Annotated in this window: 15 protein-coding genes; 4 read left to right on the forward strand and 11 right to left on the reverse strand. The window is 69.6% G+C overall.

Annotated elements, in window-relative coordinates:
• Nucleotides 1-2: 2 nt before the first annotated feature.
• Genes H7K45_RS20575 through H7K45_RS20590 form a run of 4 tightly spaced genes read right to left on the reverse strand, consistent with a single transcriptional unit; the run spans nt 3 to nt 5,169 of the window.
• Nucleotides 3-539, reverse strand: a complete 537-nt coding sequence (locus H7K45_RS20575; RefSeq protein ID WP_263997816.1) for a LemA family protein — start codon at nt 537-539, stop codon at nt 3-5.
• Entirely contained in the window at nt 533-2,332 is a 1,800-nt protein-coding gene (locus tag H7K45_RS20580; protein WP_263997817.1) for a DUF2207 domain-containing protein, read from the reverse strand. The genes H7K45_RS20575 and H7K45_RS20580 overlap by 7 nt, the downstream gene beginning before the upstream one ends.
• A gap of 39 nt (nt 2,333-2,371) precedes the next feature.
• Nucleotides 2,372-4,369, reverse strand: coding sequence for a primosomal protein N' (locus tag H7K45_RS20585; protein WP_263997818.1), 1,998 nt, complete (start codon nt 4,367-4,369; stop codon nt 2,372-2,374).
• Nucleotides 4,366-5,169 carry a lysoplasmalogenase gene (locus H7K45_RS20590; RefSeq protein WP_263997819.1) on the reverse strand — a complete coding sequence of 268 codons (804 nt, stop codon included), beginning with the start codon at nt 5,167-5,169 and terminating at the stop codon, nt 4,366-4,368. Before H7K45_RS20590 ends, H7K45_RS20585 begins: the two co-directional genes overlap by 4 nt.
• Between H7K45_RS20590 and H7K45_RS20595 the strand changes: the two genes are divergently transcribed.
• The 3 genes from H7K45_RS20595 to H7K45_RS20605 are packed head-to-tail and all read left to right on the forward strand — an operon-like array spanning nt 5,123 to nt 8,574.
• A complete protein-coding gene (locus H7K45_RS20595; RefSeq protein WP_263997820.1) occupies nt 5,123-6,076 on the forward strand; it encodes an alpha/beta hydrolase in 954 nt (317 codons plus the stop codon). The two genes, H7K45_RS20590 and H7K45_RS20595, sit on opposite strands and share 47 nt — an antisense overlap.
• Nucleotides 6,077-6,081: 5 nt before the next feature.
• Nucleotides 6,082-7,059, forward strand: coding sequence for an alpha/beta hydrolase (locus tag H7K45_RS20600; protein WP_263997821.1), 978 nt, complete (start codon nt 6,082-6,084; stop codon nt 7,057-7,059).
• A 33-nt stretch (nt 7,060-7,092) separates the two neighbouring features.
• Entirely contained in the window at nt 7,093-8,574 is a 1,482-nt protein-coding gene (locus tag H7K45_RS20605; protein WP_263997822.1) for a flavin-containing monooxygenase, read from the forward strand.
• A 4-nt stretch (nt 8,575-8,578) separates the two neighbouring features.
• Here the strand turns inward: H7K45_RS20605 and H7K45_RS20610 are convergent, their stop codons facing one another.
• The 7 genes from H7K45_RS20610 to mihF form a co-directional block, all read right to left on the reverse strand.
• The gene (locus H7K45_RS20610) at nt 8,579-9,316 is read right to left on the reverse strand and encodes an SDR family NAD(P)-dependent oxidoreductase (RefSeq protein WP_263997823.1); all 738 of its coding nucleotides are present in this window, start codon (nt 9,314-9,316) and stop codon (nt 8,579-8,581) included.
• A gap of 13 nt (nt 9,317-9,329) precedes the next feature.
• A complete protein-coding gene (locus H7K45_RS20615; RefSeq protein WP_263997824.1) occupies nt 9,330-10,343 on the reverse strand; it encodes an acetamidase/formamidase family protein in 1,014 nt (337 codons plus the stop codon).
• A 109-nt stretch (nt 10,344-10,452) separates the two neighbouring features.
• Complete coding sequence (gene metK / locus H7K45_RS20620; protein ID WP_263997825.1) at nt 10,453-11,661, reverse strand: methionine adenosyltransferase; 1,209 nt, start codon at nt 11,659-11,661, stop codon at nt 10,453-10,455.
• Between the two features lie 115 nt (nt 11,662-11,776).
• Nucleotides 11,777-13,033, reverse strand: coding sequence for a bifunctional phosphopantothenoylcysteine decarboxylase/phosphopantothenate--cysteine ligase CoaBC (coaBC, locus tag H7K45_RS20625; RefSeq protein WP_263997826.1), 1,257 nt, complete (start codon nt 13,031-13,033; stop codon nt 11,777-11,779).
• Nucleotides 13,034-13,048: 15 nt separating this feature from the next.
• Entirely contained in the window at nt 13,049-13,345 is a 297-nt protein-coding gene (rpoZ, locus tag H7K45_RS20630) for a DNA-directed RNA polymerase subunit omega (RefSeq protein WP_149479183.1), read from the reverse strand.
• 49 nt (nt 13,346-13,394) lie between these two features.
• Nucleotides 13,395-13,964 carry a guanylate kinase gene (gene gmk, locus H7K45_RS20635; RefSeq protein WP_263997827.1) on the reverse strand — a complete coding sequence of 190 codons (570 nt, stop codon included), beginning with the start codon at nt 13,962-13,964 and terminating at the stop codon, nt 13,395-13,397.
• Nucleotides 13,965-13,995: 31 nt separating this feature from the next.
• Nucleotides 13,996-14,319: an integration host factor, actinobacterial type gene (gene mihF / locus H7K45_RS20640; RefSeq protein WP_057165041.1), complete on the reverse strand. Its 324-nt coding sequence runs from the start codon at nt 14,317-14,319 to the stop codon at nt 13,996-13,998.
• 581 nt (nt 14,320-14,900) lie between these two features.
• Between mihF and H7K45_RS20645 the strand changes: the two genes are divergently transcribed.
• Complete coding sequence (locus H7K45_RS20645) at nt 14,901-15,242, forward strand: hypothetical protein (RefSeq protein ID WP_263997828.1); 342 nt, start codon at nt 14,901-14,903, stop codon at nt 15,240-15,242.
• Nucleotides 15,243-15,255: the final 13 nt, after the last annotated feature.

Raw genomic sequence — 15,255 nt, forward strand, 5'->3', positions numbered from 1 at the left:
TCTCAACCGTTGATCTGGTAGTACTCGCGTTCGGACACCCCGGCCAGCGGGGCGACGAACATCCACGGAATCGTGGTGAGGGTCTTGTTGAGCGTTGCGACCGCGTCGTTGTAGTACTGGCGGGCGAACGCAAGCTTGTTCTCGGTGTCGGCGAGATTGTCCTGAAGGTTCAGGAAATTGCTCGACGAGTTCAACTCAGGATAGCTCCGCCCCAGCGCCAGGACCGGTCGAAGGGCGCCGTCCAGCTCGCGTTCGGCGGCGCTGCGGTCAGCAACCGACGTGCCGCCGGTTGCGGTGGCCAGCGCGGCTCGGGCGTCGGTGACGTGGTCGAGCACACCTTTCTCGTGCGCCGCAAAGGTCTGCACGGTGTGCACCAGGCTGGGGATCAGCGACGCCCGGCGCGTCAGCTCGACGTCGACGCCGGCCAGGGCCTCGGACACCCGCACGTCCGCGGTGCGGATCTTGTTGTAGCCCAACACCAATGCCACCAGAATCACCACCAGGAGCACCACCGCCAGGACGAGCACCGACGTCACCACGAGCCTCCTCCTCCCCCACCGCCGCCTCCGCCACCGCCGCCGCTGGAGCTGGAGCTACTACTCGACGACGATGACGACGCCTGTGAGGCGGTGTACGCGCTGATCGACGACGACAGCGCCGAGTCGAAGCTGTCGAAGTCCGGTCCGCCGGAGCTCGAGCCATGGCCGCTCGACGGTGAGGACGTCTGATACCAACTGGGTTCCGGCGCAGCGGCTCCGACGGTGTCGCTGTACTTCTTGGCCCACAGCGCCGCCACACCGCCGGCGACGGCGAACGGGACGTACGCGGTGTACAGGTCCTTGCGGGCCGCGAAGTCGAATCGCGTCTCCGCCGAGTCGGTGGCCAGCAATCGGTGGAAACCGCCTGCCTCCGACCACAGTTGACGCCCCTTCGCCGTGCGCCTCGTGCCGACGCCGCCCGCCCACGAGCCCCGGGAGAACACGAAGAACGCGACGAAGGGCAGGCCCCACATGGTCGTCGGAAAGCCCCACCGAAAGAAACCGCAGGCCGCCAGGACGACGGCCAGGGCGTTGGCCGACCGCACCCAGAGTTCCTTGCGGCGCTTGACCACCAGACCCTCGTCGAGCGCCCACTTTCGCGCCGCGGTGGCCAGGTCGGCCTTCGCCGTGGTCAGCTTCTTGCCTGCGCTGGCGGTGGACGTGGCCTCGAACTCCCGGCCGCTACCCTTCACCTTCAGTGCCATCGCCACGGCGCGGGTCACGGGGTCGACGTCGGCCCAGCCGTCGTCGGCGACGCCCCGGACGATCCATCTCTTCTCGTCGGCCTGCTTGAGTTCGACGAGATTGCGTTCCGCGGCGTAGAGCAACGTGGCCGTCAACCCGTTCTTGGGCACCTCCTCGGTGCGGATGTATTCGACCTGCACCGGGCCCAGTCCGGCCGGCGGCGCGTACTGCACCGGGAATCCCGGCTCGGGCTCGACGGTGGTGCGGTACCAGAGGTGGGCGATCAGAGCGCCGGCCACGGTGAGGCCGGCGACCCACACCACCCCGCCGACGGAGCGTCCGAGGACGCGGTCCCACTCGTAGGACCACGGCAGGCTGGCGCGCGGCGGGGTCGGCAGGTCGACGCCGGCGCGCAGCGTGACCGGCGTGCGGGGCGCCAGGTTCGCCGCGGCCAGCTCGATCGTGGTGCCCGACACCGTGAGTCCGTCGCAGGCGGCCCCCGTGCCAAACCCGACGGAGCATTCGGCGCCGGTGACGGCGGCGGGCATCGTCGCTCGAACCCGCACCCGCTGAATCACGTTGTTCCACGACGGTGCGATCACGTTCCAGTAGAACGCAGACCTCGAGTCGGGGTCGCCGACCACCGAGGCGTAGCCGCGGTTATCCCCGGTGGCGCCCGGGTCGAGTACGCCGGGGATGGCGTACCGGATCTCGTAGACGTGGGTGCCGGGGCTCAGCGTGCTGTCGGGATCACCGATCTTGGCCACCCGGAATCTCTCCCCCGACTCCGAGAGCAGTCGGTAGGGCACGGGTTCGCCGTCCATCAGGATCGAGGTGACCTCGGGTTCCTGACGCACTCGGGGGCTGTTCGAATTGGCGACGTCCCAGTACCGGAAGATGCCGTGCCGCCCAGAGGGGAACTCGCCGCGGATGGTTTCCACGGCGGTGAGCCGTCCGTTGGCCGCGACGGTGAAGTCGGCCTGGTAGTCGCTGATGACGACGGGATCCTCCACCGGCGCGGAGCTGGACGCGCCGCCGGACATCAGCGGCCACAGCAGCCCGGCGGCCACCAGGATCGCGAGCACGACCCAGCCGAAGATCCGCTTCACCGCACCTCCCCTAGCCCGTCACCGCCCGTCGAATCGGACTCACCCTATGTGCAACGGGTCGATCTGCACACGAACTGGCGGTTGATCGTGGCGGGCGCTGAACACGCCGGTGGCGCGGCGCAGCGCGGAGGCCAATTCCAGCCCGGTACTGCGCGAAACACGGACCAGCATCCGGCTCACCTCGGCATCGCGGTCGGCACCGGGCAGCGCCCGCGCACCGGCGGGTAGGTCGACGGGTCCGAGCACGTCGGAGCCGTCCGGAAGGCGGGCGGCCTCGATCAGGGCCGCCACGGCCGCCGGCGGACCGTCGACCGCGGCCATGTGCACCGCCGGTGGCAGACCGACGTCGGTCCTGGCGGCGAGTTCGGCGTCGGCGTGGCCGACGGGATCCCACCGGATCAACGCCTGCACCGTCGGGATCGCGGTTTCGGCAACCACGGCGACCACCCCGCCGTCGCCGCGGGACCGGACGAGCGCGGCGGCCGCCATCCACCGGCGCAAGGCGTCCTCCGACGCCCGAAGGTCTTGACGCCCCAGCAGTGCCCAGCCGTCGAGCAGCAGCGCCGCGCCGTATCCGCCGGGCACCGTCGGCTCGGCGCCAGGGGTCGACACGACCAGCGACGGCGTGGCGGGCACCTCGGCGACCATGGCGTCGCCGCCGGAGGTGATGACCGTGGTGCCCGGCAGGGCCCGGCCCAATTCCTCGGCCGTGCGGCGGGCCCCGACGACGACGGCGCGCACGGCGTCGGACCCGCAGCGCACGCACCGCAGCGACGGCTCGACCCGGCCGCACCACCGGCACACGGCTCCCGCGGCGCGGTCGGGCAACGACATGGGTCCGGTGCAATGCCGACACCTGGCGATGGTGCGGCACTTCCCGCAGGCCAGGGCGGGCACGTAGCCGCGCCGCGGCACCTGCACCAGCACCGGATGACCGGACCGCAGCGCGGCCCTGGCCGCGTCGAGGGCCATCGTCGGCAACCGGGCGGTGTGGGCGGCGGGATCGCGTTCCTGGGCGAAGGCGCTGTCGTCGAGCGCGACCACCCGCGGGCTGCGCGTCCGCACGGTCGGTCGAGGGGCCACCAGATCGTGGGCCCATCGGCTGGCGACCAGCGCATGAGCCTCCGCGGTGCGGGCGTAACCGCCGATCAACGCCGCGCATCGCAGTTGATGGGCGCGCAACATGGCCACCTCGCGTGCGTGCGGGTAGGGCGAGCGTGGCTCGGCCAGCGTGTCGTCGCCGTCGTCCCACACCATGACCAGGCCGAGGTCGACGACGGGCGCGAACACCGCACTGCGGGTCCCGATGACGAACCGGGCGTGGCCCCGCAGCACCGACAGCCAGCGGCGGTAGCGCGCCGAGGGGCCGAGACCTGCCGACAACGCGACGGCCACGCCCTCGCCGACGTGTCGCACCGCGGCGGCATGCAGGGCGTCGACGTCGCGCTGGTCAGGCATGACGGCCAGTACCGACCGTCCGGAGCTGACCACCACGGCAGCGGCTTCGGCGAGCCGGTCGGCCCACCGCTCGCCGGGCAACGCCTGCCAGACCGCCCGGGCCGCGCGGCCCTCGGCCAGCGCATCGAGGAACTGCGAGCCGCGGTGATAGTCGGCCCACGCCGCCGGGTCGACCGCAGGCGCGACCACGGCGGGTGGCTCCGGGACGGGTTGCTTCTCGACCGTCGCGTGGCGGGGCGGGACGGCGAGGCGCAGCACGTCGGGACGGGTGCCTGCGTAACGCGCGGCGACCGCGTCGACCAGTCGCCGCACGTCGGGTGTCAAGACCCGTTCGCTCGACACCACCCGATCCAGCCAGCCGAGCTTCCCCTCGTGGTCGGTGTCGGAGCGGCGTTCCAGGACGAACCCGTCGACGAGCCGGCCGTGAAAGCGCACCTTGACCCGCACACCGGGTTGCGCGTCGTCGGACTGCTCGGCGCTGACGAGGTAGTCGAAGTCGCGGTCGAGGTGCGGCACCGTGAGCATCGGGAGCACCCGGGCGACCGGTTCGTGCTCGGCGGCCTGCCTGACGTCGGTCACGTGGGTTGTGTAACAGACAGTTCCGACGAGCCGTTCCGCCCGAAGAACAGCCCGGCAGTGATCAACAGCAACGACGCCGCGTAGGCCCACCAGATCGGCACCGCCAGGGCCTCCGAGTTCGATGTCGCCGGCAGCCCGGCTCCGGCATCCAGGACGAAGCGACCGATCCCGATCATCCCGTCGGAGACCGCGAAGCACACCGCGCCCAATGCGGTCCACGGCGTCGGGAGCTCGGCCAGCAACGCCGCGCACACCATCGCGCCCAGGACGGCCATGTAGGCGACGACCGGAACGGTCAAGCCGTCGGCGGTCAACCGCGGCCAGAACCAGATCAGCAGCGTCACGCAGGCCACGCAAACGACGACCGCGACGGCCACCCTGGCCGGCGCCGCGCCCCGCAGGGGCCACAGCGCCGTCAGGAAGCACAGGTGGGCGACCAGGAACGCGCCGAGCCCGAGCACGAACGACGGCTCCCACCACGGCATCGCAAGGAGGAAGTCCCCCGCCGCGGAGAACAGCAGCGCCGGCACCAACCAGCGTCGCTCCCGCCGAAGGGGGTGGGTCAGGGCGGCGGCGGCGAGCAGCACCGCGGCCAGCGCCTTGACCGCAGGCTGCGCACCAAACCGCCCGGTGAGCTCGGCGCCTGCGGGTGACTGCAGCGCCACCACCACCAGGAACACTCCGTAGCCGGCGGCCACGACCGCTGCCGCGCCCCACAGCGTCCACGTCGTCGGTGCTGCGTACGGTGAGCCGATGCCCGTCACCGAGGAATCCTCCGACAAGCCCCCACTGGATGCCATCCTGCAGAAGGTACTGGAAGCGGTTCCGTTCCAGTTGACGACCGAGGGGGGTCCCGAGGCGGCCCGTCAGCGGTTCCGCGACCTGCCTCGCCACCCCGTGCACCAGGAGTTGCGCGTCGAGGACCGCACGGTCGACGGCCCCGGCGGCCCGATCCCCATCCGGCTGTACTGGCCGCCCGACGCGGGTGACGACCCGGTCCCGGTGGTGCTGTTCTTTCACGGCGGCGGCTGGGTGGTCGGCGACCTCGACACCTACGACAACGACGCCCGCAGGCACGCGGTGGGCTCCGGTGCGCTGGTGGTGTCGGTGGACTACCGCCTGGCCCCCGAGCATCCGTACCCGGCGGCGGTCGACGACGTCTGGGCCGCGACGCAGTGGGTCGCCAAGCACGCCGACGAACTCGGCGCCGACCCGACGCGCCTTGCGGTCGCGGGCGACTCGGCGGGCGGAAACCTCGCGGCGGTCGTGGCGCAGCTGGCCCGCGACGGCGGCGGGCCGACGATCGCCTTCCAGCTGCTGTGGTACCCGGCGACGACGTGGGACACGTCGCTGCCGTCGTTCACCGAGAACGCCGACGCACCCATCCTCGCGCTGGATGCGGTCGCCCAGTTCTCCCGCTGGTACGCCGCCGGACAAGACCTCGAGGATCCGCCCGCGACCCTGGTGCCCGGCCGGGCCACGGACTTCGCCGGCCTGGCACCCGCGTACGTCGCGGTCGCGGGTTACGACCCCCTGCACGACGACGGCGTGCAGTACGCCGAACTGCTGCGGTCCGCCGGGGTGCCGGTGGAGGTGCACGACGCCACCACGCTGGTGCACGGCTACCTGGGCTATCACGGCGTCGTCCCCGCGGCCACCGACGCCGTCGAGCGCGGGCTGTCCGCACTGCGTCGCGCGCTAGCCTGAGGCACATGACGGAGACGACGTCCGAGCGGCCCGCAATCGACCCCATCCTCAAGATGCTGCTCGACGCGGTGCCGTTGGACTTCACCGTCGACGACGGCGTCGAGGTGGCCCGCGAGCGGTTCCGGGCGGTCAAGCCACCGGCGGAGATGTCAACCGACATGCGAATCGAGGAGCGCACGGTCGGCTACGGCGACCTCGCCGACATCCCGGTCCGCATCTACTGGCCGCCCGTGCCGACCGACGCCGCCCTTCCGGTGGTCGTGTTCTACCACGGCGGCGGCTGGGCGATCGGCGACCTCGACACCCATGACCACGTCGCGCGGGCCCACGCCGTCGGGGCCAAGGCCATCGTGGTGTCCGTCGACTACCGGCTGGCTCCGGAGCATCCGTTTCCCGCCGGGGTGGAGGACGCCTGGGCGGCGCTTCGCTGGGTGGCCGAGCACGCCGAGGAACTCGGCGGGGACCCCGCGCGGATCGCCGTGGCGGGTGACTCGGCAGGGGGCAACCTGTCGGCGGTGATGGCGCTGCGGGCCAAGAACGCCGGCGGGCCGAACCTCGCGTTTCAGTTGCTGTGGTACCCGGTGGCCGTCGGCGACCTCACCGCACGGTCGTTCGTCGAGAACGCCGACGCTCCGATCCTCAACGCCGAGGTGATGACGGCCTTCCTGACGTGGTACCTGCCGGGGCTCGACATGTCCGACCACGCCACCCTGCCGACCGACCTCGCCCCGGCCAACGCGGCCGACCTGACGGGCCTGGCACCGGCCTTCATCGGCACCGCCGAGCACGACCCGCTGCGCGACGACGGCGGCAGGTACGCCGAATTGCTCGGCGCGGCAGGTGTTCCCGTGCAGCTGAGCAACGAACCGACGATGGTGCACGGCTACGTCAGCCTGGCGATGGCGTCACCGGCCGCCACCGAGGCCACCAATCGCGGTCTCGCGGCGCTCAAGGCGGCCCTCCACGTGGGACCGACGGCGTAACCTTCTGCCCAGTCGACGTCGACGGAGGCATTCGTGACCCAACCCGACTTCACCACCCTCATCGTCGGTGCCGGATTCTCCGGCATCGGCGCGGCGATCCAGCTCGACAAGGCCGGTCTCGGTGACTACCAGATCGTCGAAGCCGGTGACGAACCCGGCGGCACCTGGCACTGGAACACCTATCCCGGCATTGCCGTGGACATTCCGTCGTTCTCCTACCAGTTCTCGTTCGAGCAGAGCGCCGACTGGTCGCGCACCTACGCCAAGGGCGCGGAGTTGAAGCGCTACGCCCAGCACTGCGTCGACCGGTACGGGCTGCGCTCCAGGATCCGGTTCGGCACGATGGTGACCTCGGCGGCCTTCGACGACGAGTCCGACTGCTGGCGCGTCGAACTGGACGACGGAGGCGTGCTGACGGCACGCTTCCTGATCAACGGCAGCGGGGTGCTCACCGTGCCCAACCTGCCCGACATCGACGGGGTCGACGGCTTCGGCGGGGTCACGATGCACACCGCCCGGTGGGACCACTCGCAAGACCTGACCGGCAAGCGCGTGGCGATCATCGGCACCGGCGCCTCAGCCGTTCAGGTGATTCCGGAGATCGCCCCGATCGTCGAGCACCTCACCGTCTACCAACGCACCCCGATCTGGTGCATGCCCAAGTTGGACGTGCCGCTGCCCGCCGCGGCCCGCCGGTTGATGCGCATACCGGGCGGAAAGGTGCTCCAGCGCCTGCTGAGTCAGGCCTACGTCGAGCTGACGTTCACGATCTCGGCGCAGTACTACGGGGTCTTCCCGCTGGCCAACCGCGCCGAGAAGATGGGCCGGGCCTTCCTCCGGCGTGAGGTGCACGATCCGGCGGTGCGCGAGAAGCTCACGCCGCGGTACGCGGTCGGGTGCAAGCGTCCCGGGTTCCACAACACGTACCTGTCGACCTACAACCGCGAGAACGTGGAGTTGGTCACCGAGCCGATCGAGAAGATCACCGGGTCGGGCGTCGCCACGGTCGACGGCGCGCTGCGCGAGGTGGACGTACTGATCCTGGCCACCGGCTTCAAAGTGATGGACGTCGACAGCCTGCCGACGTTCCCGGTGACCGGAGCGGACGGCACGTCGCTGAGCCAGTTCTGGACCGAGCGACGACTGCAGGCCTACGAAGGCGTCAGCATCCCCGGGTTCCCCAACTTCTTCACCGTGATGGGGCCCTACGGCTACGTCGGTTCGTCGTACTTCGCCCTCATCGAGGCTCAGACCCACCACATCGTGCGCTGCCTGGTGCAGGCCTCACGACGAGCGGCCACCCGGGTCGAGGTGTCGGCCGAAGCCAACGACCGCTACTTCGCCGAGATGATGCGCAAGCGGCACCGCCAGATCTTCTGGCAAGACAGCTGCGCCTTGGCCAACAGTTATTACTTCGACCAGAACGGGGACGTGCCGCTGCGCCCCACCACCACCGCGGAGGCGATGTGGCGCAGCCGCCGCTTCCCCCTGCGCGACTACGAGTTCAGCAACTAGCCGATCAGAACTGCACGCCGCGGGTCAGGGCGCCGTCGACGACGAGGTTGGTGCCGGTGATGAAGCTGGCGGCCGAACTGCTCAGGAACACAACGGCATTGGCGACCTCCTGCGGAGTAGCCATGCGACCGGTCGGGTTGAGCGCCATGGCCGTGGCGAACAGCTCGGGGTCGTTCTGCTCGATGGAGGGCCACACCCCACCCGGGAAGTAGGTGTTGCCGGGGCTGACGGTGTTGGCCCGCACACCCTGGCCGGCGAGGTTGAAGGCCAGGCCCTGCGTGTAGTGGATGATGGCGGCCTTCATCGTTCCGTATGGTCCCGAGGCGAAGTCGATCTCGCGGCCCGAGACGCTGGAGATGGTCACGATCGACCCCGTGCCCGACTCCAGCAGCGACGGCAGCGCCGCCTCCACCAGTCCGACGGTGCCCATGAGGTCGACCTCGAAGGTGGTGCGCCAATTCTCCTGGCTGTCGGGGATCGCCAGCGCGCTGACGTTCGCCACGACGCCGTCGACCCCACCGAGCGCGCTGGCACTGTCGTCGACCCACTTCTTCAACGCGTCCGCGTCACCCACGTCGACGGCGGTGCCGATCGCCGATTCCGGCCCCGATCCCGCCTCCACCGTGCGGGCGCAGTAGGCCACGGCCGCACCCTCGGCCAGCAGCCCGTCGACCACCGCCCGTCCGATGCCCCTGGTGCCGCCCGTGACCAGGAAGCGCTTGCCGGACAGTCCAAGATCCATGGTCGTCGTCCCCTCAGTAAGAAATCGAGCCCAGTGACCGTGCCGCCCTGCGCATTTCGTCGTGGATGCCACCAAAGGCCGACGCGTTCGGCAGCAGCCGCTTGTCGACCTTGGTCACGGCACTGTAATTGGTGTCGACCACATTCGCGATCGGTACCTCCGAGATCTGAGTCAGCAGCTGGTAGGCGTCCAGACGGTCGAGACCGTAGAGCTCGCCGAGCCAACCGATCATCTCGACCTGGCCGGCCCGCCACGCCTCCTCCAGCGGCCGTCCAGACCCGATGCACATCAGGTGGGTGTCGTTCTCGATCCTCGGCCACGCCGGGCCGCCGCCCTTGACGAGGTCGACGATGGCCGTCACGTGCATCGCCCCCTCGACCGCGGTTCCGCAGGATTCGCCCTCGCCCTGGCGGTAATGCCCGTCGCCGAGGGAGAACAACGCACCGTCGACGTTGACCCGCAGGTAACACGTTGCGCCCGCGGCCATTTCGGGACTGTCCATATTGCCGCCGAAGTAGTCCGGCACCAGCGAGGTGCGCACCTCGCGTCGGGCAGGGGCGACGCCGACCGTGCCCAGCATCGGATTCGACGGCAGGCGGAGCTGAAAGTCACTGGCAAGGGCGGAGAATCCGAGGGTCTCGGTGCCGGCGTCGTAGTCGTAGACGTACGTGCGTTCGGGCAGCGGGTCCTGCAGGGTGGGACTGGCCGGGACGCTGGTGAGCCCGCCGAAGAACGGAATCAGGGTCGACGCCCCCCAGGTGCGGGCGGGCGTCAGGTCGACCAGGTGCACCGCGAGGGTGTCCCCCGGCTGGGCGCCCTCGATCCAGAACGGTCCGGTCTGGGGGTTGAGGTCCTCGGTGTCGAGCGCGGTGGTCGCGACGTCGGCCGCACTGGTGATGCGGCCGCCATAGGCGTCCTCGGTCCACAGCGTCAGCGCGGTCCCCGGCTTGATGCGCATCACCGGCGCGGCGCCGCCGAAGGTGTAGGCCAGTTGGTCGACGGTCGGCACGAAGGTGACGTGATCCATGACGCCATCCTGCTGGATTGCGCCGCGCCACGCCGACCCGACCCGCGTGAACAGTCGCAAAAGGCCCTGAATCGCACGGATTCAGGGCCATTTGCGTCTTGTCGGCAGGTTAAACGGAAGCCTTGAGCTCCTCCACCTTGTCCGTGCGCTCCCACGGCAGGTCGACGTCGGTGCGGCCGAAGTGACCGTAGGCCGCCGTCGGCGCGTAGATGGGGCGCAGCAGGTCCAGATCGCGGACGATCGCACCCGGGCGCAGGTCGAAGACCGAGGTGATGGCCTTCTCGATGCGAGCGGGGTCGACGGTCTCGGAACCGAAGGTCTCGACGAACAGGCCGACGGGGGCCGCCTTGCCGATGGCGTAGGCCACCTGCACCTCGACGCGTTCGGCCAGCCCGGCCGCGACGACGTTCTTGGCCACCCAGCGCATCGCGTAGGCCGCGGAGCGGTCCACCTTCGACGGATCCTTGCCCGAGAACGCGCCGCCGCCGTGGCGGGCCCAGCCGCCGTAGGTGTCGACGATGATCTTGCGGCCGGTCAGGCCGGCGTCGCCCATCGGGCCGCCGAGCACGAACTTGCCGGTCGGGTTCACCAGCAGCCGGAAGTCCGACGTGTCCAGCGTGTCGTGGTTGAGATCGGTGAGCACGGCGTTGACGACCTGCTCGCGGATGTCGGGAGCCAGCTGCTCGTCCAGGTCGACACCCTCGGCATGCTGCGTGGACAGCACCACGGTGTCGAGCCGCACGGGAGTCACGCCGTCGTACTGCACGGTGACCTGCGTCTTGCCGTCCGGCCGCAGGTAGTCGAGCTTGCCGCTCTTACGGACCTCGGTCAGCCGGCGGGCCAGGCGATGCGCCAGAGCGATCGGCAGCGGCATCAGCTCCGGGGTGTCCTTGATGGCGTATCCGAACATCAGGCCCTGGTCGCCGGCACCCTGCAGGTCCAGCGGGTCGGCTCCGCCCTCGACGCGCGTCTCGTGGGCGGTGTCGACGCCTTGGGCGATGTCGGGTGACTGGCGGCCGATGCCGATGTTGACGCCCGCGGTCTCGCCGTCGAAGCCCTTCTCCGACGAGTCGTAGCCGATCTCGAGGATGCGCTTGCGGACCGTGTCGTTGATGTCGGCGAACGCCTCCTTCGCCGACGTGGTGACCTCGCCGATGACGTGCACCTGGCCGGTGGTCACAGCGGTTTCGACGGCGACGCGGGACTTGGGGTCCGCGGCGAGCAGCGAGTCGAGCACGGAGTCGCTGATGGCGTCGCAGATCTTGTCGGGATGCCCTTCGGTCACCGACTCGCTGGTAAACAGCCGACCTTTGCTCACGTCGTCATCCCCTTCTGAAGCTTAGTTGTGCGAATCATTTCGAGTTCCTGAAGCAGCCAAGCGTGCGTCCCGGCGGGCCGCAACCCTTATGCGCAGGGTGCTGCCGACGAGCCCGTCACATCCCACGGTTTCCGAGGAACGCAGCGATCGCGTCCACGATACGGCTAGACATCAGCGTCTTCGAACCGTGCTCCAGCGCGACGTCGTTGCCGTCTGCCGCCAGGAGCCACCCGTCGTTGTTGTCGACCTCGAAGGCCTTGCCCTCGCCGACGGCGTTCACGACCAGGAGATCGCAGCCCTTGCGCTGCAGCTTCGCGCGCGCATGGAACAGCACGTCACCGTTCGCGTCGCCGGTTTCGGCGGCGAATCCGACGACGGCGCGCATGTTGGGCAGCTGTCCGTCGGCGCGGGCCCGCACGATGCCGGCGAGCACGTCGTCGGTCCGGGTCAGTTCGATGACGGGAGCGGCGGCGGCGCCGGGCTCGTGGGACTTCTTGATCTTGCTGGTCTCCACGTGGGTGGGCCGGAAGTCGGCGACCGCCGCGGCCATCACGAGGACGTGGGCGTCGGGCGCGCGCTTGGAGACGGCGTCCTGCAGTTGATGGGCCGACCCGACGTGCACGACGCTGACGCCGGCGGGGTCGGCAAGGCCGACGGTGTTTCCCGCGATGAGGGTGACGTCGGCGCCACGCTGGGCGGCGACGCGGGCCACGGCGTACCCCTGCTTGCCCGAGCTGCGGTTGCCGATGAACCGCACCGGGTCGAGGGCTTCGCGGGTACCGCCTGCGGTGACGAGCACCTTGAAGCCGGCGAGGTCGTAGGGCAGGGCGTCGGGGCGGTCCAGTAGCAGCTGGGCCAGCGCGGTGATCTCGTCGGGCTCGGGCAGGCGGCCCGCACCGGTGTCGGCCCCGGTGAGACGGCCCGACGCGGGTTCGAGGACCACGTTTCCGCGACGGCGCAGGGTGTCGACGTTGTCGACCGTGGCGGGGTGAAACCACATCTCGGTGTGCATCGCTGGCGCGAAGAGCACCGGACATCGGGCCGTCAACAGGGTCGCCGTGAGGAGGTCGTCGGCACGGCCGGCGGCCGCCCGGGCCATCAGGTCCGCGGTCGCGGGCGCGACGACCACCAGGTCGGCTTCCTGGCCGATGCGGACGTGCGGGACTTCGTCGACGTCTTCGAAGACCCCGGTACGCACGGGGTGACCGGACAGCGCCTCGAACGTGGCGGCACCGACGAACCGCAGCGCGGACTCCGTCGGCACGACCCGAACGGAGTGCCCGGCCTCGGTGAGCTGGCGGACCACCGTGCACGCCTTGTAGGCGGCGATGCCGCCCGCGACACCCACGACGACCCGTTTGCGCTCGGTCATGTCGAAGCCGGAGGCCTAGTGTTCGCCCTCGGTGTGCTCCAGCAGGTCGCCGTGGATCTCACGCATGGCGATCGACAGCGGCTTCTCCTGCAGACCCGGCTCGACGAGCGGTCCGACGTACTCGAGGATGCCGTCGCCCAGCTGGTTGTAGTAGTCGTTGATCTGGCGCGCGCGCTTGGCGGCGTAGATCACCAGTGCGTACTTGCTCGAGGCGCGGGACAGCAACTCGTCGATCGGCGGGTTGGTGATGCCCAGCGGCGTGTCGTAGGCGTTGGCGGCGTCGGAGTCGGTGCTCTCGACAGGGGTTGTCACGAAGTTATCTCCTGGCGTTTTCGCTGGGGCCGAGCTGTCTGCTGATCGGTCACGCCTGATCCGGCGTGTGGCCCATCAGCAAGGATACCAATTCTGAACAGGCAAATTCCAATTGTGCGTTGACGACGACCACGTCGAAGTCGTGCTGGGCGGCCAGTTCGTCGCGTGCCGTGGCCAGCCGGCGCTGCCTCACCTCGGGGCTTTCGGTGCCTCGTCCGACCAGTCGGGACTCCAGCACCTCCCAGCTGGGTGGGGCCAGGAACACCGACACGGCCTCCGGCATGGCGGCCTTCACGGAGCGGGCACCGGCGAGGTCGACCTCGATGAGGACGGGTCGGCCAGCGCGGGCGGCGGCACGGACGGGCTCGGCGGGCGTTCCCGAGCGGTGCAAACCGCGATGGATCTCGGCCCATTCCAGCAGCGCGCCGTCGTCGATCAGCTGTTGGAATTGCGCGGCGGTGACGAAGGTGTAGTCCACCCCGTCGACTTCGCCGGGCCGGGGCGACCTGGTGGTCGCCGAGACGCTGAAGTAGAGGTTGGGCACCCGCTCCCGCAGGCACCGCACCACGGTCGACTTGCCGACGGCCGAAGGACCGGACAGCACTACGACTCGACTCATCGCTGTCGCCGCCCGGTCCTTCGCCGGCGCACTAATCTGCCGTGAAGTCGAACTTTTCCAGCAGGGCCTTGCGCTGACGATCGCCCAGACCGCGCAGGCGGCGGGTGGGAGCGATCTCGAGCTCGGTCATGATTTCCTGCGCCTTGACCTTGCCGACCTTCGGCAACGCCTCGAGCAACGCGGAAACCTTCATCTTGCCCAAGACCTCGTCGCTCTCAGCGTCCTTGAGGACCTGCTTGAGGTTGGTGCCGCCACGCTTGAGTCGATCCTTCAGTTCAGCTCGCGCTCGACGTGCGGCGGCAGCCTTCTCCAACGCTGCCGCGCGCTGCTCGTCGGTCAACTGGGGAAGGGCCACGGGTTCCTCCGTCTCTCGCCATCTTCGTACTGGCCATCATCTTCTTGTGTCTTGACTGGTTGGGGAACCAGCCAGCGACGACGACCGTACCCACGGCCGCTGACGAAAGCTAACCCCACCCCCCGGGTTCCGGGGTCAAAAGCGCAGCGTGTAGGGCAATCTGCCGATTTTCACCGTTCCCGGCGCCGACCTCGGCCGCGCTGCCGGATTGACGGCATCGTGCCTGGTGAGGCGGCATTTTCGGCGCCGCGGCTCGATCATCGCGCGAGCCGCGGGGCGCACCGGAGGACCGAGGCGTCCTTCGACGAGGTCGAAATACTGAGAATTTCCCTGGTCACCGCATGTCGGGCGTGTCGGGGACACCCGACGACCACCTCGCCAGACCCCGACAGTCACTTGGGTTGCCTCCGTCACGCAGGTCACTGCACCAACATCTCGTCGTGAGCAAACGGTGGCCGTCCCGTTACCGAACGCATAGCCCGCGCACACGCTCGTCTGGGATCGCACCCATGTCGGCTCCCTAACGTCATGGTGGTGAGCCGAACCCGGCTCACGAATACGTCACGAGCAGAGAGATTCTGATGACCTTCAAGCGCACCATGTACGCGTCGACGCTGGCCGCCGGAGTCGGACTAACCGGATTGTTCGGCATCGGTCTCGGCACCGCGTCGGCCGACCCCGGGCAGTGCAACATGCCCGGTCAGCCGCAGTGCGGCCAGAACCAGCACGACGACGGACGCCACGATGACAACCGAGGACCGAACGGCGGCGGGGCACCCGTGAACTGGCAGGGTCGTGGCATCGACCAGGGCCGTCAGGACCACCAGCCGTTCAACTGGAACGGTCAGCAGGTCACCCCGCTGCCCGCCGGCAACGGGCAGGGCTGGGGCTTCTGGTTTGGCCCCGTGTGGATTCCGCTGTAATCACTCTCCAACG

Source organism: Mycobacterium yunnanensis (genome assembly GCF_025823185.1).
GTDB lineage: Bacteria > Actinomycetota > Actinomycetes > Mycobacteriales > Mycobacteriaceae > Mycobacterium > Mycobacterium yunnanensis.

Excerpts from the sequence above, each read along its gene's own strand:
- H7K45_RS20595 (WP_263997820.1), top strand. The coding sequence starts at position 5,123 with ATGCCCGTCACCGAGGAATCCTCCGACAAGCCCCCACTGGATGCCATC.
- H7K45_RS20590 (WP_263997819.1), bottom strand. The coding sequence starts at position 5,169 with ATGGCATCCAGTGGGGGCTTGTCGGAGGATTCCTCGGTGACGGGCATC.
- H7K45_RS20600 (WP_263997821.1), top strand. The coding sequence starts at position 6,082 with ATGACGGAGACGACGTCCGAGCGGCCCGCAATCGACCCCATCCTCAAG.
- H7K45_RS20610 (WP_263997823.1), bottom strand. The coding sequence starts at position 9,316 with ATGGATCTTGGACTGTCCGGCAAGCGCTTCCTGGTCACGGGCGGCACC.
- H7K45_RS20615 (WP_263997824.1), bottom strand. The coding sequence starts at position 10,343 with ATGGATCACGTCACCTTCGTGCCGACCGTCGACCAACTGGCCTACACC.
- coaBC (WP_263997826.1), bottom strand. The coding sequence starts at position 13,033 with ATGACCGAGCGCAAACGGGTCGTCGTGGGTGTCGCGGGCGGCATCGCC.
- gmk (WP_263997827.1), bottom strand. The coding sequence starts at position 13,964 with ATGAGTCGAGTCGTAGTGCTGTCCGGTCCTTCGGCCGTCGGCAAGTCG.
- H7K45_RS20645 (WP_263997828.1), top strand. The coding sequence starts at position 14,901 with ATGACCTTCAAGCGCACCATGTACGCGTCGACGCTGGCCGCCGGAGTC.